19 protein-coding genes and 1 pseudogene are annotated in these 18623 nt (G+C 66.0%); 11 read left to right on the forward strand and 9 right to left on the reverse strand.

Annotated features, from left to right (window positions below; genetic code table 11):
• Nucleotides 1-25 precede the first annotated feature (25 nt).
• Nucleotides 26-724 carry a DNA polymerase III subunit epsilon gene (gene dnaQ / locus BRADO_RS00970; RefSeq protein ID WP_008965558.1) on the forward strand — a complete coding sequence of 233 codons (699 nt, stop codon included), beginning with the start codon at nt 26-28 and terminating at the stop codon, nt 722-724.
• Between the two features lie 56 nt (nt 725-780).
• Here the strand turns inward: dnaQ and secB are convergent, their stop codons facing one another.
• On the reverse strand, nt 781-1269 hold the full coding sequence (gene secB, locus BRADO_RS00975; RefSeq protein WP_011923456.1) for a protein-export chaperone SecB: 489 nt from the start codon (nt 1267-1269) through the stop codon (nt 781-783).
• Nucleotides 1270-1671: 402 nt separating this feature from the next.
• On the opposite strand from secB, the gene BRADO_RS00980 reads away from it, so the two are divergent.
• The 3 genes from BRADO_RS00980 to BRADO_RS00990 all read left to right on the forward strand — a co-directional run bounded on the left by BRADO_RS00980 (nt 1672) and on the right by BRADO_RS00990 (nt 4729).
• Nucleotides 1672-2373, forward strand: coding sequence for a Tim44/TimA family putative adaptor protein (locus BRADO_RS00980; protein WP_011923457.1), 702 nt, complete (start codon nt 1672-1674; stop codon nt 2371-2373).
• A 139-nt stretch (nt 2374-2512) separates the two neighbouring features.
• Nucleotides 2513-4141, forward strand: a complete 1629-nt coding sequence (locus BRADO_RS00985; RefSeq protein WP_011923458.1) for a murein transglycosylase A — start codon at nt 2513-2515, stop codon at nt 4139-4141.
• A gap of 12 nt (nt 4142-4153) precedes the next feature.
• Nucleotides 4154-4729, forward strand: a complete 576-nt coding sequence (locus tag BRADO_RS00990; RefSeq protein WP_011923459.1) for a Smr/MutS family protein — start codon at nt 4154-4156, stop codon at nt 4727-4729.
• Between the two features lie 3 nt (nt 4730-4732).
• Here the strand turns inward: BRADO_RS00990 and BRADO_RS00995 are convergent, their stop codons facing one another.
• The 5 genes and pseudogenes from BRADO_RS00995 to hslV all read right to left on the reverse strand — a co-directional run bounded on the left by BRADO_RS00995 (nt 4733) and on the right by hslV (nt 8732).
• The gene (locus BRADO_RS00995; RefSeq protein ID WP_011923460.1) at nt 4733-5854 is read right to left on the reverse strand and encodes a hypothetical protein; all 1122 of its coding nucleotides are present in this window, start codon (nt 5852-5854) and stop codon (nt 4733-4735) included.
• A 217-nt stretch (nt 5855-6071) separates the two neighbouring features.
• Entirely contained in the window at nt 6072-7376 is a 1305-nt protein-coding gene (gene hslU / locus BRADO_RS01000; protein ID WP_011923461.1) for an ATP-dependent protease ATPase subunit HslU, read from the reverse strand.
• A 5-nt stretch (nt 7377-7381) separates the two neighbouring features.
• Nucleotides 7382-7894: a GNAT family N-acetyltransferase gene (locus BRADO_RS01005; RefSeq protein ID WP_011923462.1), complete on the reverse strand. Its 513-nt coding sequence runs from the start codon at nt 7892-7894 to the stop codon at nt 7382-7384.
• Nucleotides 7895-7907: 13 nt separating this feature from the next.
• Nucleotides 7908-8117 (reverse strand): annotated as a pseudogene (locus tag BRADO_RS35640) (DUF2585 family protein); the annotation flags it as partial.
• Nucleotides 8118-8171: 54 nt separating this feature from the next.
• The gene (gene hslV / locus BRADO_RS01015) at nt 8172-8732 is read right to left on the reverse strand and encodes an ATP-dependent protease subunit HslV (protein WP_011923464.1); all 561 of its coding nucleotides are present in this window, start codon (nt 8730-8732) and stop codon (nt 8172-8174) included.
• A gap of 194 nt (nt 8733-8926) precedes the next feature.
• On the opposite strand from hslV, the gene hisB reads away from it, so the two are divergent.
• The 7 genes from hisB to coaA all read left to right on the forward strand — a co-directional run bounded on the left by hisB (nt 8927) and on the right by coaA (nt 13708).
• On the forward strand, nt 8927-9520 hold the full coding sequence (hisB, locus tag BRADO_RS01020; RefSeq protein ID WP_011923465.1) for an imidazoleglycerol-phosphate dehydratase HisB: 594 nt from the start codon (nt 8927-8929) through the stop codon (nt 9518-9520).
• A 40-nt stretch (nt 9521-9560) separates the two neighbouring features.
• Nucleotides 9561-10085: a DUF2628 domain-containing protein gene (locus BRADO_RS01025; protein WP_011923466.1), complete on the forward strand. Its 525-nt coding sequence runs from the start codon at nt 9561-9563 to the stop codon at nt 10083-10085.
• Nucleotides 10082-10732: an imidazole glycerol phosphate synthase subunit HisH gene (gene hisH / locus BRADO_RS01030; RefSeq protein WP_011923467.1), complete on the forward strand. Its 651-nt coding sequence runs from the start codon at nt 10082-10084 to the stop codon at nt 10730-10732. Before BRADO_RS01025 ends, hisH begins: the two co-directional genes overlap by 4 nt.
• Nucleotides 10733-10790: 58 nt before the next feature.
• Nucleotides 10791-11525: a 1-(5-phosphoribosyl)-5-[(5-phosphoribosylamino)methylideneamino]imidazole-4-carboxamide isomerase gene (hisA, locus tag BRADO_RS01035; protein ID WP_011923468.1), complete on the forward strand. Its 735-nt coding sequence runs from the start codon at nt 10791-10793 to the stop codon at nt 11523-11525.
• An 11-nt stretch (nt 11526-11536) separates the two neighbouring features.
• Nucleotides 11537-12313, forward strand: a complete 777-nt coding sequence (gene hisF, locus BRADO_RS01040; protein ID WP_011923469.1) for an imidazole glycerol phosphate synthase subunit HisF — start codon at nt 11537-11539, stop codon at nt 12311-12313.
• Nucleotides 12314-12394: 81 nt separating this feature from the next.
• Nucleotides 12395-12718, forward strand: a complete 324-nt coding sequence (locus BRADO_RS01045; RefSeq protein WP_011923470.1) for a phosphoribosyl-ATP diphosphatase — start codon at nt 12395-12397, stop codon at nt 12716-12718.
• Between the two features lie 33 nt (nt 12719-12751).
• Nucleotides 12752-13708 (forward strand): type I pantothenate kinase, encoded by a 957-nt coding sequence (gene coaA, locus BRADO_RS01050; RefSeq protein ID WP_011923471.1) that lies wholly within the window; start codon nt 12752-12754, stop codon nt 13706-13708.
• 302 nt (nt 13709-14010) lie between these two features.
• On the opposite strand, the gene BRADO_RS01055 is transcribed toward coaA, so the two are convergent.
• The 3 genes from BRADO_RS01055 to BRADO_RS01065 form a co-directional block, all read right to left on the reverse strand.
• A complete protein-coding gene (locus BRADO_RS01055; protein ID WP_011923472.1) occupies nt 14011-16275 on the reverse strand; it encodes an ATP-binding protein in 2265 nt (754 codons plus the stop codon).
• Nucleotides 16276-16412: 137 nt separating this feature from the next.
• The gene (locus BRADO_RS01060) at nt 16413-16892 is read right to left on the reverse strand and encodes a hypothetical protein (protein ID WP_041755964.1); all 480 of its coding nucleotides are present in this window, start codon (nt 16890-16892) and stop codon (nt 16413-16415) included.
• Nucleotides 16893-16996: 104 nt separating this feature from the next.
• Complete coding sequence (locus tag BRADO_RS01065; protein ID WP_011923474.1) at nt 16997-18535, reverse strand: YifB family Mg chelatase-like AAA ATPase; 1539 nt, start codon at nt 18533-18535, stop codon at nt 16997-16999.
• Between the last annotated feature and the right edge of the window lie 88 nt (nt 18536-18623).

Genomic DNA, 18623 nt, shown 5'->3' on the forward strand with positions numbered 1-18623 from the left:
CGCCGTTGCAGCTGCGGACCGGACCATGCGTGAGATCGTTCTCGATACCGAAACCACCGGCCTTGACGCCTTGCGCGGTGATCGCCTGGTGGAGATCGGCTGTGTCGAGATCATCAACCGCATGCCGACAGGACAGGTGTTCCACCGCTATATCAATCCGCAACGTGACATGCCGGCGGAGGCATTCGCCGTCCACGGGCTGTCGACCGAGTTCCTGTCCGACAAGCCGTTGTTCCACGAGGTGGTCGAGGACTTCCTGGCGTTCATCGGCGATGCGCCGCTGGTGATCCACAACGCTTCGTTCGACATCGGCTTCATCAACGCCGAGCTCGACCGTGTGAAGCGCGCGGCGATTCCCCGGGAGCGCCTGGTCGACACGTTGCTGCTGGCGCGGCGCAAGCATCCGGGCGTGTCGAACCGGCTCGACGATCTGTGCTCGCGCTATGCGATCGACAATTCCCGCCGCACCAAGCACGGCGCCCTGCTCGACGCGGAGCTGTTGGCCGAAGTCTATGTCGACCTGGTCGGAGCGCGTCAGTCGCAGCTGATCCTGACGCAGGATGCGCAGGAAATCCGCATCGGCAATGCCGGCGATACGCCGCGCCGTCAGCGCGATGTTCCCCTGGCGCCCCGGGTGACCGAGGCCGAGCGGGAGGCGCATCGCGCCTTCGTCGCCACCCTGGGCGACAAGCCCATCTGGATGGACTTCCTCACCGGAGCGTGACCCGAACCGGGGCTCGGGTCACGTCCGTCAATCACGTCCAATAATGTCTTAACGGATCAGCTCGGGCGGCCCTGCACGCCCTGAGCGGCGGCCTGACGTTCCATGTTCTGGCGGTAAAGGCTGACGAAGTCGACCGGGTCGAGCATCAAGGGCGGGAAGCCGCCGTCGCGGACAGAGTTGGCAACGATCTCGCGCGCGAACGGGAACAGCAGCCGCGGACACTCGATCAGCAGCATCGGCGACAGATGCTCCTGGGGGACATTGACCAGCCGGAACACGCCGCCATAGACCAACTCGAAGCTGAACATGACTTGGCTGCCGCTCTCGGCCTTGCCCTCGATCGTGAGGGTCACTTCGTACTCGGTCTCGGCCAGGGCGTTGGCGCCGACATTGATCTGGATGTTGATCTGCGGCGGCTGACCTTGCGGCGCCAGCGACTGAGGCGCGTTCGGGTTCTCGAAGGAGAGATCCTTGATGTATTGCGCCAGCACGTTCAGTTGAGGAGGAGGGGCCGCCTCGGGAGTGGCGCCGTTACCGTTGGTCATCGAAGTGTTCTCCTGGCACAAAGGGCGGTTCGTTGCGGCGCGTGGCTACCATACGGCCGGCTTGTTCCACAAGGACGAGCGGTCGGAAGCTCGGGTCGTGCCCAAATATGGTTGTTCGAACGCGGTCTGACGCCATTTGTCGCACGTTACCGTTCTACGACCGTCCTTAAGCCCCCGGCAAGTTGAGCCGGTCCCGGATCTCCGTCATCGGATTTCCCCCAGGCGCTGAAACGGGTTAGGATGGGCGTGCCATCTTGTGCCATTGGCCCGGCCCAATTCGATGACTACATCTGCCGGAGATGGGACCGATTCATGGGTCTTTACCCGGTTCTTGTTAAACGGGGCAGCCGATGGCCAGACCACGCGTCCGGCCAGACGAGTCAGTCAGAAAGCGAACACGACGTGGATATTTACACCATCATCTTCCTGGGACTGGCGGTCTTCATCTTCCTGCGCTTGCGGTCGGTGCTGGGCCAGCGCACGGGAAGCGAGCGAACCCCGTTCGATCGGACGGCTCGGAACGCCGTGGGTGCGCCCGACAACCATGTCATGCCGGTTCCCGGCGCCCCGCTCGATCCGGCGGGACCGAGCACGGGCGCCGCTGACTTCGGCGCGCCGAGCGATCGCTGGCGCGGCATTGCCGAGCCGGGCACACCGCTCGCCCGCGGCCTCGATGCCATCGCCGCCAATGACGCCTCGTTCGATCCGCGCCATTTCCTCACCGGCGCGCGCAGCGCCTATGAGATGATCGTGCTGGCCTTTGCCAATGGCGACCGCCGCGCATTGCGCGACCTGCTGTCCTCCGAGGTCTATGACAGCTTCGACGCCGTCATCAAGGATCGCGAGAAGAACGAACAGAAGACCGAGACGCGCTTCGTCTCCATCGACACCGCCGAATTGGTCAATGCGGAGGCGCGCGACCGCACGGCGCAGCTGACCGTGCGGTTCGTCTCGCAGATGATTTCGGTGACGCGCGACAAGACCGGCAATATCGTCGATGGCAACCCGGACAAGGTCGCCGACATCACCGACATCTGGACCTTCGCCCGCGACACCGGCTCGCGCGATCCGAACTGGAAGCTGGTCGGCACCGGCAGCCATTGACACCGGCGCGGAGGGTCGGGGTGTCGCGTTCGCGGCCGGCGAACCCCCCACGCGAAAGAAAGACATTCGAACGGCAGCCAGATTTTCTTAACTCTGTTTTTCCGAATTTCGCGTTGAGTGATCCTTTGATGGTGCTGGCATGGTTCGCGAAATTTGGAAGCGGGTTTTTACCGCCCGCAGCCTCAGATATTGGACTCCCGCGCTCGCTCTGAGCGTCGCGGCCGTTGCGCTCGCACCCTATGCCGCGGAGGCGGTTCGCGCGCGGCACCGCGCGGCCTCCCCGCCGATGCGCCACCTGCCCTACCCGCAGCTCGACTGGCCCATGGAGATCACCAACAGCCAGTATCAACCGCTGTCCTGGAGCGACGTGCCCGGCTGGAACGATGATGATCAGCTCGCGGCCTATCGGACGTTCCGCGCCAGCTGCAAGCCGATTGCCGCGAAGACAGACGCTACGCCCGAGGACAAGGCCCTCGGCGATTCCTTGCGCGATCCCTGCCGTGAGGCACGAACCGCCGAGCTCGCCGACAGCGCCGCGGCGCGCGCGTTCTTCGAACGCCATTTCGAGCCGCTGAAGATCTCCAAGCTCGGCGACGCCGACGGCTTCGTCACCGGCTACTACGAGCCTGTGATCGAGGGCTCGCGGACGCAGAACGAGGTCTACAACGTTCCGGTCTATCGCCGCCCCTCGAACCTCTTCGTCCGCGGCTTCAAGCAGGACTCCGCGAGCCTGCCCAACAAGGGCCCGGTGTATCGCAAGATCGGACGGCGCAAGCTCGTGCCCTATTACGATCGCGCCGAGATCGAGGATGGTGCCATCGAGGGGCGTGGCCTGGAGATCGCTTGGCTGAGAAATCAGACGGACCTGTTGTTCGCGCAGATCCAGGGCTCCGCCCGTATCAGCCTCGATGACGGCTCCACCGTACGCATCAACTACGACGCCTATAACGGCCATCCCTACACGCCGGTTGGCCGCATCCTGATCGAGCGCGGCATCATTCCGCGCGAGCAGATGTCGATGCAGCGGATCCGCGAATGGATGGAGCAGAATCCGCAAGGCGCCGACGAGCTGCGCCGGATGAACCGCTCCTACATCTTCTTCCGCGAGGTGCAGCTGTCGGAGAAGGACGAGGCCGTCGGCGCGCAGGGCATTCCGCTGACGCCGGGCCGCTCGATCGCCGTCGACAAGTCGCTGCACGTCTACGGCACGCCCTTCTTCATCACCGGCGAGCTGCCGATCGACTCCGAGAAGCAGAAGAATCCGTTCCACCGGCTGATGATCGCGCAGGATACGGGATCGGCGATCGTGGGCCCTGCCCGTGCCGATCTGTATTTCGGCGCGGGACAGGAGGCCGGCAAGGTCTCAGGCCGGCTCAAGCACAGCATCCAGTTCGTGATGCTGGTGCCGAAGAGCCTCGATCCGGTCGCGCGCGGCCGCAAGATGCCGCTGCCGGATGCGCGGCCTTCGGAGAGGATCGCGAAACTTTTCCCGCAGGTTCTGCCGAAGGAGCCGGTCAAGGACGCGCAGACGGAGCCGGCGAAGGATCAGTCAAAGGATCCGGCCAAGAGCCAGGACCAGCCCAGCACCGCCGCCTCCTCTGTCAAGGATGCGAAGGCCCCTGCCCCGGCGGCCGGCGCGAGCGCGACGACCACGGTGGCGCAGAACATCATCGCACCCGTGCCGCTGCCGGAGGCGCGGCCACGGCTTGAAAGTGATCGCAATTCCCGCCGATTGCGTTATGGCAGGCGTCACCGCAATCATCCATGAACCGCCGCCTCCATGTCGCATGACCCCGATCCTCCGCGTGGCCGCCGCAAGCGCGGCCTCTCCGAGGACGAGCGCGCGCTGTGGGAGACGGTGGCGCGACAGGTGAAGCCGCTACGCAAGGCGCAACGTCCGGCACGCCCGCATCCGCCCATGGCGACGGCCGAACCGCAAGCCGACAAGCCGTTGACGACGCCACGCCCGGTCGCTTCCGTCGTCATTCCCAAGCCGATCCGGCCAGCCATCCCGCCGCTGGTCTCGCTCGGCCGCAAGGAGCGCTCGAAGCTGTCGCGGGGCCGCAGCGAGATCGATGCCCGGCTCGACCTGCACGGCATGACCCAGAGCCGTGCGCACCAGGCGCTGCATCACTTTCTCCACCGCGCCCAGCATGACGGCCTCACCTTCGTCCTCATCATCACCGGCAAGGGCACGATCGGCGCCGATCCGGAGCGCGGCGTGCTCCGCCGCCAAGTGCCGCATTGGCTGAGCCTGCCGGAATTCAGATCTCTCATTGTCGGTTTCGAGGAAGCCCATGTCGGACATGGTGGCGCCGGTGCGCTGTATGTCCGCATCCGTCGCCCACGCGGCTGATCGTCAGAACGGCCGGATGATGCCGACGCGCGGGATGACCGTCACGATCCAGCCGAGGATCGTCGCCTTGCGATCGTCGCCATCGATCAGCGCCACCGGCTTGGTGGCCGGAAGCGTCTTCACCGCGTGCAGCATCAGCACCATGCAGACCACCCAGCTCGAGATCCAGCGCGAATAGTCGAACACCATCGCGAACATCACGAAATAGGCGGAACTGATCACGACCAGCGCGGCGATGACGATTTGGCGATGACGCCGCGTGCTCAACGCGTCGATCTGCTGCTTGAAGACGCGCAACAGCGGCAAATGAAGCCAGAGCAGCAGCGCATAGACAGGCAGGCCGAGCAGGTTCGACGGCAATCGTGCCCAGGTGTCCTGCACTTCCTTCGCCAGCGGTTGGTACCAGACATAGGCGAACTGCAATAGCTCGGTGCGCGACGGATCGATCATACGCGTTTTCAGGTAGGCCACGAAATCGGCCTCGGCCAACGGCATCGTGCCGAGGAATTGCGCCGCGAGGAACAGCGCGCCGAGACCGATAAGTGCAACCGCGCCGACGACGATGTCCGGACCCGTGATCGGGCGTGTCAGGTAGTAGCGCAGCACGACGATGGCGGTGATGGTCGGTACGTACATCAGCAGATGGATGTGGTGGATCAGCACGAGTACGGCCGAGATCAACGCCGCGAGCAGCACATAAGCCAGCGAGCTTGCCGGAACAAGCAGCAGCACAATCGCACCTAAGCAGCCATAGATGTCGAAATGCCCGAGCGTGAACAGGAAGTTCTTGAACACGAACGGCGAGCCGGCGGTGAAGATGAACAGCGGAAGCTGGTTGCGATCGAGCCCGAACGTGCGTCGGAACAGCAGGACGAACAAGGTGAAGGTGATCAGCCAGACGCCGCCGGCCAGCGCGAACACCAGCCACACCGGGACCTTCGTGGTGAACAGGCCCACGACGGCGCCGATCAGCGCGCGCTTGATGAAGCCGTGATGATAGTCGACCAGCAGGTGGATGTAGGGGATGTAAGGCGGCAGCGTCAGCTTGTGGACGAACACGCCGAGCATCACCGCGGCGTTGACCGCGAGCATCGCGCGCCAGTGTCTCGCATAGGCGCCGGTCATGCGGCGTCGAGCCGAACGTCGAAGCCGAGAAGGTCGCCGCCACGCCCACCATCGTCGTCCCGGCCTCTAGCAGGGACCCATAGCCACCGCTGGTCGTGGTGAGGCAAGGCTGGAGCCGCCATCGTGCGTAACAATCAGCTGCGGTGGTTATAGATCCCGGCGTTCGCCGGGACGACGGCGGAATGCGTGGCGAAGCCTCGGCTCATCTGAGCAGCGGCTACAAAATGAACCGGCTCAGATCTGCATTCTTCGCGAGATCGCCGATGTGCTGCTGCACATAGGCGGCGTCGACGCGCATGGTCTCGCCGGTGCGATCGGAGGCCGTGAACGAGATGTCGTCGAGCACGCGCTCCATCACCGTCTGCAGCCGGCGAGCGCCGATGTTCTCGACCGTGGAGTTCACGGCCACCGCGACGTCGGCGAGCGCATCGATCGCGTCATCGGTGATGTCGAGCGTCACGCCCTCGGTCTTCATCAGCGCCACATATTGCTTGATCAGCGACGCCTCCGGCTCGGTCAGGATGCGGCGCATGTCGTCGCGGGTCAGGGCCTGCAGCTCGACGCGGATCGGCAGGCGGCCCTGCAACTCGGGCAGCAGGTCCGAGGGCTTCGCGATATGAAACGCGCCGGACGCGATGAACAGGATGTGGTCGGTCTTCACCGCGCCATGCTTGGTCGAGACCGTCGTGCCCTCGATCAGCGGCAGCAGATCGCGCTGCACGCCCTCGCGCGACACGTCGCCGCCATGGCGGTTCTCGCGCACGCAGATCTTGTCGATCTCGTCGAGGAACACGATGCCGTTGTTCTCGACCACGTTGATCGCCTCCTGCACCAGCTGGTCGCTGTCGAGCAGCTTGTCGGATTCCTCGGCGATCAGGATGTCATGCGAGGCTTCGACCGTGACGCGCCGCGTCTTGGTGCGGCCGCCGAGCTTGCCGAAGATGTCGCCGATCGAGATCGCGCCCATCTGCGCGCCCGGCATGCCCGGAATCTCGAACATCGGCATGCCGCCGCCGGAGGACTGTGTCTCGATCTCGATTTCCTTGTCGTTGAGCTCGCCGGCGCGAAGCTTGCGGCGGAACGAGTCGCGGGTCGCAGCACTCGAATTGGCGCCGACGAGCGCATCGAGCACCCGCTCCTCGGCGGCGAGCTGGGCGCGGGCGGCGACGTCCTTGCGCTTGCGCTCGCGCACCTGATGGATCGCGACCTCGACGAGGTCGCGGATGATCTGCTCGACGTCGCGGCCGACATAGCCGACCTCGGTGAATTTGGTCGCCTCGACTTTCAGGAACGGCGCGCCCGCGAGCTTGGCCAGCCGCCGCGCGATCTCGGTCTTGCCGACGCCGGTCGGCCCGATCATCAGGATGTTCTTCGGCAGCACCTCCTCGCGCAGGCCCGTATCGAGCTGCAGCCGCCGCCAGCGGTTGCGGAGCGCAATGGAGACCGCGCGCTTGGCGTCGGCCTGGCCGACGATGAAGCGGTCGAGTTCGGAGACGATTTCGCGAGGAGAAAAGTCGGTCATGGGCTCTAGCTAGGCTCGGATGGGCGGCGAGGCAAGTCGGCGGGTTCGCAGGACATCAGCAGCGCCTGTCCATCGGGCGTGTCGACCAGGCGCTCGCGCCGGAATCCCGCCTTTTCATAGGCGCGGATGGCCCGGGCATTGGCCGGCGAGGGGTCGGTGACCACGCGCGGGACGCCGCGCTGAAACATCAGGTTACAAAAGGTCCGGATGACCAGGGGACCGTGACCCTGGCCGATCCGCTGCTGGCCAGCGATGAACAGGTCGATGCCGCGGGTCCCGTCCGGCTGCGGCAAGAAGCCGTCGTTCCATTGGGTGAGGGCGTAGCATTGCAGGTAACCGGCCGCGCCCTCGTTTATCAGCATGATGTACTGGTCCATGGCGTGTTCATCACGGTCGCCATCGATCAGAGCATATTGCTCGTCCGGATCGCCCCACCATTCGCGCACATGGGGCTGATGCAGCCAGTCACGGATCGCGGGCAGATCGTCCTCGGTCATCGCACGAAAGCCAACAACCATGACCGCCCTACCCTCACAGCAGCGGCGGTCCGGCCTGCCACTGCCGGATCGCTTCGGTCGGATAGATCAGCATCAGGATGTTGAGCGTGAGGTTGTCGCGAATGTGCAGGCCGACGCCGAGCTCGAACGCGATCGGGATCAGCGCGGTCAGCCAGACCGGCAGCCGGCCCATCGCGAACAGGATCGCGGCCTGCAGAGCCAGCAACGCAAGCACCAGCCCGAGCCAAAGCCCGGACGAGCGGCGGGACGCGATGCTGATCCCGTCCGCGGCCATCGTCTACTCGGCCGACAGCGCTTCGATGGTGATGTTGCGGTTGGTGTAGACGCAGATGTCCGCGGCGATGTCGAGCGACTTGCGCACGATACTCTCGGCGTCCTTGTCGGTGTCGATCAGCGCCCGCGCCGCCGCCAGCGCGTAATTGCCGCCCGAGCCGATCGCCATCACGCCCGCTTCCGGTTCCAGCACGTCGCCAGTGCCGGTCAGGACGAGCGAGACCTCCTTGTCGGCCACGATCATCATCGCTTCCAGCCGGCGCAAATAGCGGTCGGTCCGCCAGTCCTTGGCGAGCTCGACGGCGGCCCGGGTCAATTGCCCCGGATACTGCTCCAGCTTGCTCTCCAGCCGCTCGAACAGGGTGAAAGCGTCGGCCGTGGCGCCGGCGAAGCCGCCGATGACGTCGCCCTTGCCGAGCTTGCGCACCTTGCGGGCGTTGGACTTGATCACGGTCTGGCCGATCGAGACCTGGCCGTCGCCGCCCACGACCACCCTGCCCCCCTTGCGGACGGTCAGGATCGTGGTGCCGTGCCAGACGGTGGGCTCTTGGGACAATGCGTGCATGGGAGGTCCTTGGTTGGTGCCCTCATTTAGGGCCTCGCGCCGGGGGATACAATTACCGGGTCCCTGCCCTGCCCCGGCGGGTCTTGAAATCCGCTCACCATGGCCCGAGATCAGGCACGATGCGCGTCATCCCGCAGTAGCTAAGGTGTCATCCGCCTGATAAAAGGGCCGCGTTTTCAAGGGAAAGCTGACCCATGCGTAGCGCGGCCATCAAGCGCAAGACCAAAGAGACCGACATCGAGGTGTCCGTGAACCTCGACGGCACCGGCGTCGTCGAGATCGCGACCGGTATCGGCTTCTTCGATCACATGCTGGACCTGCTCGCCCGCCATTCCCGCATCGACATGACCGTCAAGGCGGTCGGCGACCTGCATATCGACTTCCACCACACCACCGAGGATGTCGGCATCGCGCTCGGCCAGGCTGTCAAGCAGGCGCTCGGCGACATGGCCGGCATCACCCGCTATGCCTCCATCCACATGCCGATGGACGAGACCTTGACCCGCGTCGTCATCGACGTCTCGGGCCGGCCGATGCTGGTGTTCCGCACGGCCTTTTCGCGCGACAAGATCGGCGAGTTCGACACCGAGCTGGTGCGCGAATGGTTCAATGCGTTTGCGATGAACGCCGGCATCACCCTCCACGTCGAGACCTTGTACGGCGAGAACGCCCATCACATCGCCGAATCCTGCTTCAAGGGTCTGGCGCGGGCGTTGCGCGCAGCGCTCGCGATCGATCCGCGCAACAAGGGTGAAGTGCCCTCCACCAAGGGTCAGCTCGGCGGCTGACCTCCCTCCTCCAAGCTCGTTCGTCAGAGGGATTTTCAAGATGCCCGTCTATACGGTCCACGCGCCCCTCGCTGCTGGAGCCGATCTGCGTTCGACGGATCGCTTCGTCTTCATCCGCGACGGCTTCCATCTCTGGGCCGCCGTGCTCGGCGCCGTCTGGCTGGCCTGGCATCGGCTGTGGCTGGCGGTGATCGGCTATATCGCGCTGGTGATCGTGATCGACGTGGTCCTCGCCAAAGTCGGAGTCGCCGGCGGCGCGATCGCCACCGTCGATCTCCTGATCGCGATCCTGCTCGGGCTGGAAGCTTCCAGCCTGAAGCGCTGGAGCTACTCGCGCGGCAATTGGCGCCAGCTCGATGTGGTCGTCGCCGACGATCTCGATGCCGCCGAGAGACGCTTCTTCGAGCGCTGGGCCGCGAGGCGCAGCGATCTCGGCACCGACAACCACACCGTCGATCGCGGCGCCGCGCCGCCGACGCGTGACAATGGCAACGGCCAGCGGCCGCCGCCGCTACCCCATGCCAGCATCATTGGCTTGTTTCCTGAACCCGGAGGTGGACGATGAGCGTCGCAATCATCGATTACGGCTCCGGCAACCTGCATTCCGCCGCGAAAGCGTTCGAGCGCGCCGCGCGCGGCATGGAAGAGCCGCAGAAGGTCGTCGTGACCCGCGATCCCGATACGGTGTATCGCGCCGACCGCATCGTGCTGCCGGGCGTCGGCGCCTTCGCCGATTGCCGCCGCGGCCTCGATGCCGTCGACGGCATGCTCGAGGCGATGACCGAGGCCGTGCGCCACAAGGCGCGCCCGTTCTTCGGCATCTGCGTCGGCATGCAGCTGATGGCGACGCGCGGCAAGGAGCATGTCACGACCGACGGCTTCGACTGGGTCTCCGGCGACGTCGAGAAGATCACGCCCCGCGACGAGAGCCTGAAGATCCCGCACATGGGCTGGAATACGCTCGACGTATTGCAGGAACATCCGGTGCTGGAGAAGCTGCCGCTCGGGCCGAAGGGTCTGCACGCCTATTTCGTGCACTCCTATCATCTGAATGCCGTGAACGAGAACGATGTGCTGGCGCGCGCCGATTACGGCGGACCGATCACCGCCATCGTCGGCAAGGACACCGCCATCGGCACGCAATTCCATCCCGAGAAGAGCCAGCGGTTCGGTCTCGCCTTGATTTCCAACTTCCTGAAATGGAAGCCGTGAGCGCCGTCGTCCTGTTCGCCCCGGGGCGGGCAGGGCGCGCTCTTGAGAGTCACCAGATATGATCCTGTTTCCCGCCATCGATCTGAAGAACGGCCAATGCGTGCGCCTGGAGCAGGGCGACATGGCGCGGGCCACGGTGTTCAACCTCGACCCCGCAGCCCAGGCCAAGAGCTTCGCCGATCAGGGCTTCGAATATCTCCACGTCGTCGACCTCGACGGCGCCTTCGCCGGCAAGCCGATGAACGCGCAGGCCGTCGAGGCGATGCTGAAAATCGTCAAGATGCCGGTGCAGCTCGGCGGCGGCATCCGCGATCTCAAGACCGTCGAGGCCTGGCTCGGCAAGGGCATCACCCGCGTCATCATCGGCACCGCCGCGGTGCGCGATCCCGAGCTGGTGAAGATGGCCGCGAAAGCCTTTCCCGGCCGCGTCGCCGTCGGCCTCGATGCGCGCGACGGCAAGGTCGCGGTCGAGGGCTGGGCGGAAACGTCAGAAGTGACAGCGCTCGATATTGCCAAACGTTTCGAGGACGCCGGCGTCGCGGCGATCATCTTCACCGACATCGCGCGCGACGGCTTGCTGAAGGGTTTAAATCTCGACGCCACAATCGCACTCGGTGACGCCATCTCGATCCCCGTCATCGCCTCCGGCGGTCTCGCCTCGATCGAAGACGTCAAGGCAATGCTGACGCCGCGGGCGAGGAAGCTCGAAGGCGCCATCGCCGGCCGCGCGCTCTATGACGGGCGGCTGGATCCGGCGGAAGCGCTGGCGCTGATTCGCGCGATCAGCGGGTAGGGGAGAACAATATGTTCAAGGTCCGCGTCATTCCCTGCCTCGACGTCAAGGACGGCCGTGTCGTCAAGGGCGTCAACTTCGTCAATCTGCGCGACGCCGGCGATCCCGTCGAAGCCGCGATCGCCTATGACGCCGCCGGTGCCGACGAGCTCTGCTTTCTCGACATCACCGCCACCCATGAGAACCGCGGCATCATGCTCGACGTCGTCCGGCGTACCGCGGAGGCCTGCTTCATGCCGGTCACCGTCGGCGGCGGCGTGCGCACGATCGATGATATCAAGACATTGCTGCGCTCCGGCGCCGACAAGGTCTCGATCAACTCGGCTGCGGTGAGCAGGCGCGAGTTCGTGAAGGAGGCGGCCGAGAAGTTCGGCGAGCAATGCATCGTGGTCGCGATCGACGCCAAGTCGGTGCCGCGTCCGGGCGGCGGCTCGCGCTGGGAGATCTTCACTCATGGCGGCCGCAAATCGACGGGCATCGATGCGATTGAATATGCCCAGGAGGTCGTCGCGCTCGGCGCCGGCGAGATCCTGCTGACCTCGATGGACCGCGATGGCACGCGGCAGGGCTTCGACCTGCCGCTGACCCGGGCGGTCGCCGACAGCGTCCCGGTGCCGGTGATCGCCTCCGGCGGCGTCGGCAATCTGGACCACCTGGTCGACGGCATCCAGCAGGGCAGGGCGACCGCCGTGCTGGCCGCCTCGATCTTCCATTTCGGGGAATTTACCATTCGGCAGGCCAAGGAGCACATGGTGCGGCAGGGCCTGCCGATGCGGCTCGATCCCTGACGACATTGCGCCGCAAAAATGTTAGATGAACGCGGGTCCGGCCGCCTTGGGAACGGACCTGCGTGTCCTGAGAACTGGCTGATGTCCCGCTTCACGCTTCACGATCTGGCTGCCATCATCGACGCGCGCGCCGCGGCGGGCGGCGAGTCGTCTTATACGCGCAAGCTGCTCGACAAGGGTCCGGCGCAGTGCGCCAAGAAAATGGGCGAGGAGGCGGTCGAGACGGTCATTGCCGCCGTCGGCACTGATCGCGAACATCTGATCTCCGAAAGCGCCGATCTGCTGTTTCATCTGTTGGTGGTGTTGAAGTCGCGCGACGTCCGGCTCGAAGAGGTCGAGGCGGCGCTCGGCAAGCGAACCGGACAATCGGGGCTGGAAGAAAAGGCGTCGCGCAAGACGGAGTAGGGCGCGACGCCGGGGGAAACGAAGGGCAGCGTCATGGATATGCGCACCACCGAACAACAATATAATCCGTACCGCGTCTTCACCCGCCAGCAATGGGCCGAGCTGCGCAACGACACGCCGATGACGCTCGAGCCCGGCGAGTTCTCCAAGCTGCGCTCGATGCACGACCGCCTCGATCTACAGGAGGTGGAGGAGATCTATCTGCCGCTGTCGCGACTGCTCTCCATGTATGTCGACGCGGCGCAGCGGCTGTACTACGCGCAGCGTCAGTTCCTCGGCATCCGCGACCGCAAGATGCCCTACATCATCGGCGTCGCCGGCTCGGTCTCGGTCGGCAAGTCGACCACCGCACGCGTGCTGCAGGCGCTGCTGACCCGTTGGTCGCCGCGGCCGAAGGTCGACCTCATCACCACCGACGGTTTCCTGTATCCGAACGCGGTGCTGGAGCGGCAGGGCCTGATGCAAAAGAAGGGCTTTCCCGAGAGCTATGATTTGCCGCGCCTGCTCGCCTTCCTCTCCGACATCAAGGCCGGCCGCCACCCGGTGCGCGCGCCGGTGTACTCGCATCTCAGCTACGACATCGTGCCCAACCAGTGGACCGAGATCGATCAGCCGGACATCCTCATCGTCGAGGGCGTCAACGTGCTGCAGACCGGACCGTTGCCGCGCGACGGCAAGGCGGTGCCGGTGGTATCCGACTTCTTCGACTTCTCGGTCTATATCGACGCCGAGGAAGCGGTGCTGCGCAGATGGTACGTCAAGCGCTTCCTGTCGCTGCGCGACACCGCGTTCCACGATCCCCGCTCCTACTTCAACCGTTACGCGCTGCTGTCGGACGAAGAGGCCACCGCCACCGCGATCGCGATCTGGGAGCGCACCAACCTCGCCAATCTCGAGGACAACATCCTGCCGACAAGGCCACGCGCCACCCTGATCCTGAAGAAGGGTGCCGACCACGAGATCGAAACGGTGGCGCTGCGGCGGCTGTGACTTGAAGCGACCAAGCGATTGCGGCATCAGCTAGAGCTGGCGTCTTGCTGTTTGATGTGATGACCCCGGTGCTAAGGCTTGCGCCGCTTCAACCTCTCCCCGCCCTTTGCGGGGAGAGGTCGGATGGCGCAGCGATCCGGGGCATGGCACATACGCAGCCGGATCGTGGGTCTAACGGACGGGCAGAGCGGCTCTGCGCGGCAGAGTTGGCACCACCCGTGTGGCTGCCCCTCACCCCGACCCTCTCCCCGTGAAGAACGGGGAGAGGGAGCGCAAACACGTTGCGTACTACAAACTCATAACTAAGCCGCCACCTGCCGTGCCGCCGCCAGATTGGCCAGCGCCTCGTCCAGCTTGTCGCGGTCGATCGGCTTGACCAGGAAGCCGTCCATACCGGCTTCAAAACAGGCGTAGCGGTCCTCGACCAGGGTGTTTGCGGTCAAGGCCAGGATCGGCGTCCGCCGGCCGGCCTCGGTCGCCTCCAGTGCGCGGATACGCTTGGCAGCGGCGATGCCGTCGAGGCGTGGCATCTGGACGTCCATCAGGATCAGGTCGTAGGGCGTGCCAGCCGAGCGCGCCGCGAGCCAGGAGTCGAGTGCGGCCTCGCCGTGGACGGCGATATCCGCATGATGGCCGAGCTTGGTCAGCAGCGAGCGCATTAAGAGCGCGTTGATGTCGTTGTCTTCGGCGACCAGGATCGACAGGCCGCTGCCGGCTCGCGCTGCGATCGGCGGCGCGGCCATCGGGACAGACTCTTCGATCTCGGCCCCGGCAGGACCATCGCCATCGCCATCGCCATCGCCATCGACATCGAAGCCGACGCGCGCGGCGAGCGACGCGGCGCGCAGTGGCTTGACCAGATAGCCGGTGAACGGCGCCACCGGCATCAGCTCGTGCCGGCTGACCGGCGTGACCAGCACGATCAGCCGCGTCGTATGCCGCCGCGCGGCCTCGCTGAGATGTCGCGCCCGCTCGCCGCCGACGGCATCATCGACCAGAACGGCATGCCACGTGCGCTCGGGCAGCAGCGCCTCCGCGACCCCGGTGTCGGTGACGAGACTCGTCTGCGCGCCCCAGTTCTGCAGACGGCGCTCGATCAGCTCCGCCTGCAGCCCGGCGGGCGCGATCAGCATGATCGATTGGCCCGCCAGATCGGGCCCGCGAAAGCTGTTCTGCTCGCCGCGCTCCAGCGCCGCGGGCAGCGGCACGCAGACCTCGAAGGTCGCGCCGGCGCCGGGCTCGCTCTGCAGGCTGATGCGGCCGCCCATGCGCTTGACGATGCGGTCGGAGATCGCGAGCCCAAGCCCGGTGCCGCCAAAACTTCGCGCGACGCTGTCGTCGGCCTGCTCGAACTCGCGGAAGATCCGCTCCTGCGCCTCGGCGGCGATGCCGATGCCGGTGTCGCGCACCTGAAAACTGATCTCGTTCGGCCAGATGCCGGGCTCGGCAATGACAGCGACGCCGCCCTTGGCCGTGAACTTGATGGCGTTGCCGGCGAGATTGAGCAGCACCTGGCGCAGGCGCGCGGCGTCGCCGGTCACCCAGGTCGGCAGCCGCTCGTCCATGTAGGCCGCGATTTCCAGCTGCTTGGCTTGCGCGCGCGGCGCGAGCAGCTCGGTGATCTCCTCGATTAGCGCGGCAAGCGAGAACGGCTGCGCCTCCAGCGCCAGCTTGCCGGCCTCGATCTTGGAATAATCGAGCAGCTCGTTGATCAGCGACATCAGCGCCTCGCCTGATGCGCGCACCGCCTTGGCGTAGGTCGTCTGCTCCGGCGTCAGCGGCGTCTCGAGCAGCAGCCCGCCCATGCCAAGGATTCCGTTCAGCGGCGTGCGGATCTCGTGGCTGGCCATCGCCAGGAAGCGCGACTTGGCCCGATTGGCCGCATTGGCCTGGTCGCGCGCATCCGCCAGCGCCCGCTCGGTCTCGGTGCGGTCGGTCACGTCGCGGCCGACACATTGCAGCACGGCCGGGTGGCCGGCATCGGAGCGCACCAGCGCCTCGCGCCAGGCGATCCAGCGCGGCCCGATCGCGCTCTCGATGCGCTGGTCGTGGACGCGCGTGCCGCTCGGCTCCAGGGCGCTGTCGCCCTGCTCGATCAGTGCGAAGGCGAATTTGCTGCCGACCAGGTTCTCGCGATCGAGGCCTGCCATCTGGCAATAGGCGTCGTTGACGAACACGATGGTGCCGTCCTGCTCACGCATGACGATGAGATCGCCCTGCTGCTCGAACAGATTGCGCGCGCGCTGCTCGGCTTCCTGCAGCTCCCAGTTCCGGTCCGCCAGCACCTCGTTGTGGAGCGCGATCTTGTGCAGCTTCTTATGGACGAAGCGCAGCCGCATGCTGAGCGTGGCGAGGCCGACGCAGGCCAGCGCGAACAGGAAGCTGGCGCCGATCGCGAAGGCATGCGGGTTGTAGCCGGAGTGCTCGGAGATGCTGGCCTTGATGAAGCCGTAGGCGCCGCCGAAACCGGCGGAGAAGATCATCAGCGAGCGCAGGATGGTGAAGACGAGCTGATGACGGCGCATGAACCGGCGCAGATGCAACCTGATGCGAAGTCCCTGTCCCATCGTTCCTCCCCAGAGATTGCGATTCCCAATGTCCTGGCCGCCGCGCATCATGCCGCGCCGGGTCTTGCGGAGACTTTCAAAGCTCATGCAGGCGCGTCCTGGCGGTGCAGAGATGGTGAACCGGGCGTTAGCCCGGCTCACAGCACCGGATTGGCCGGCGATGTCGGGTGGTTCCGAGCCGCCACGAGCAATGCCGCGGCCTGCTCGGCGGTCACGCGGCTCGAGCGGACATAGATGCGATAATCGGCGGGACCATCGGCCGCGTCGTCACGAATGAGATAGATCAGCGGCGCATCCGGATGTGGATCGGCCGCCGTTGCCACGACCTGCGTGGCCGAGGTCATGCCGCAGCCCCGATCCTCGTTGCCGGGCGCATCGTCGACCAGGACGAGATCCGCTGCATCGGGACTGTCGGTCAACGCGACCCGGACCGTGGCCAGCGCCGGGTCCTCGGTGAAGTCGACATGAAGATCGGCATGATACGGCGCCTCACCAAGCGCGACGCCGTCAGCGCCGACGGCAATGCAGGGCTGCGGGGAGGGCGCCAGTTCGATTCTGGCAAAGACCGCGGCTGCGATCAGCGGCACGGCCGACACGAGGACCTTGAAACGCAACATGACACGCACCGACACGACAGGCCTGATGATGACAACGCGGCCTTATGGTTGTCGGAGCGTAAAGAGAAGTCGTTACCAGAGCGTTGAGGCGGACGGCATTGAGGTCACGCGGCGTGCCGATTGTCCTCGGCGAGCGCCCGATATGACAGCGCCTCCGCCAGATGCAGCCGGCCGATCGCCTCAGCATGGTCGAGATCGGCCAGCGTGCGCGCGACGCGCAGCACGCGATGATAGCCGCGGGCGGACAGGCGCATCGTTTCGGCGGCTTCGCGCAGCAGCTTCTGGCCCGGCGCGTCGAGCTTGGCGATGTCGTCGAGCACGGCGGCGGGCGCCTCGGCGTTGGTCCTGATGTGCGGCAGACCGGCCTTGACGTAGCGTTCGCGCTGCCGGTCGCGGGCGGCGGCGACACGGGCGGCGACCTCGGCGGAGCCCTCCTTGGCCGGCGGCAGGATCAGGTCGGCGGCGCTGACGGCGGGCACCTCGATGCGCAGATCGATGCGGTCCATCAGCGGGCCGGAGATGCGGGTCTGATAGTCGGCCGTGCAGCGGTCGATGCGGCCGCGCTTGCAGGCATAGCCGGGCTCGAACGCATTGCCGCAACGGCACGGATTCATCGCCGCGACCAGCATGAAGCGGGCAGGGTAGGTGACGCGGTGGTTGGCGCGCGAGATCGAGACCTCGCCGTTCTCCAGCGGCTGGCGCAGCGAATCCAAGACGCGCGGATCGAACTCCGGCAGCTCGTCGAGAAACAGCACGCCGTGATGCGCCAGCGAGATCTCGCCCGGCCGCGCCCGCAGGCCGCCGCCGGTCAGCGCCGCCATGCTCGCGGAGTGATGCGGGCTGCGGAACGGCCGCCGGTTGGTGAGCGCGCCGCCGTCGATCTCGCCGGCGACGGATGCGATCATCGAGACTTCCAAGAGCTCCGCCGGCGACAGCGGCGGCAGGATCGATGGCAGCCTCGCCGCCAGCATCGACTTGCCCGCGCCGGGCGACCCGATCATCAGGAGATGGTGACCCCCTGCCGCGGCGATCTCCAGCGCGCGCTTGCCGCTCTCCTGACCCTTGATGTCGCGCAGGTCGAGCAGGCTCGCCGGCGCTTCCTGGATTTTCGGCTGCGGCCGCGACAGCACCTGCGTGCCCTTGAAGTGATTGGCGATCTGGATCAGCGAATTCGCTGCGATGATCTGCAGATCGGGGCTGGCCCACGCCGCCTCGGCGCCGCAGCCGGCCGGGCAGATCAAGCCTTCCTCACGCGAATTGGCGCCGATTGCCGCCGGCAGGACCCCTGCGACCGGCGCGATCGAGCCGTCGAGCCCGAGCTCGCCAAGCACGGTGAATCCGCTGAGCGCATCCGGCGGAATCGCGCCGATCGCGGCCATCAGCCCGAGCGCGATCGGCAGATCATAATGGCTGCCTTCCTTGGGCACGTCGGCCGGCGCCAGATTGACGGTGATGCGCCGCGCCGGCAGCGCGAGGCCCGAAGCGATCAGCGCCGAGCGCACCCGCTCGCGCGCTTCGGAGACGGCCTTGTCCGGCAGCCCGACGATCGCAAACGCCGGCAATCCCGGCGCGACCTGGACCTGCACGTCGACCGCGCGAGCCTCGATCCCCTCGAACGCGACAGTGGAAACGCGCTGAACCATGGGTGCCCCCCGATCGAGAGGCTAGCGGAAGCCAGTGGTGCGCGCAAGAACAATCCAGGAACATCAGCGCCGGCACCGAGACGTTCCA

It is taken from the genome of Bradyrhizobium sp. ORS 278 (assembly GCF_000026145.1).
Lineage (GTDB): Bacteria > Pseudomonadota > Alphaproteobacteria > Rhizobiales > Xanthobacteraceae > Bradyrhizobium.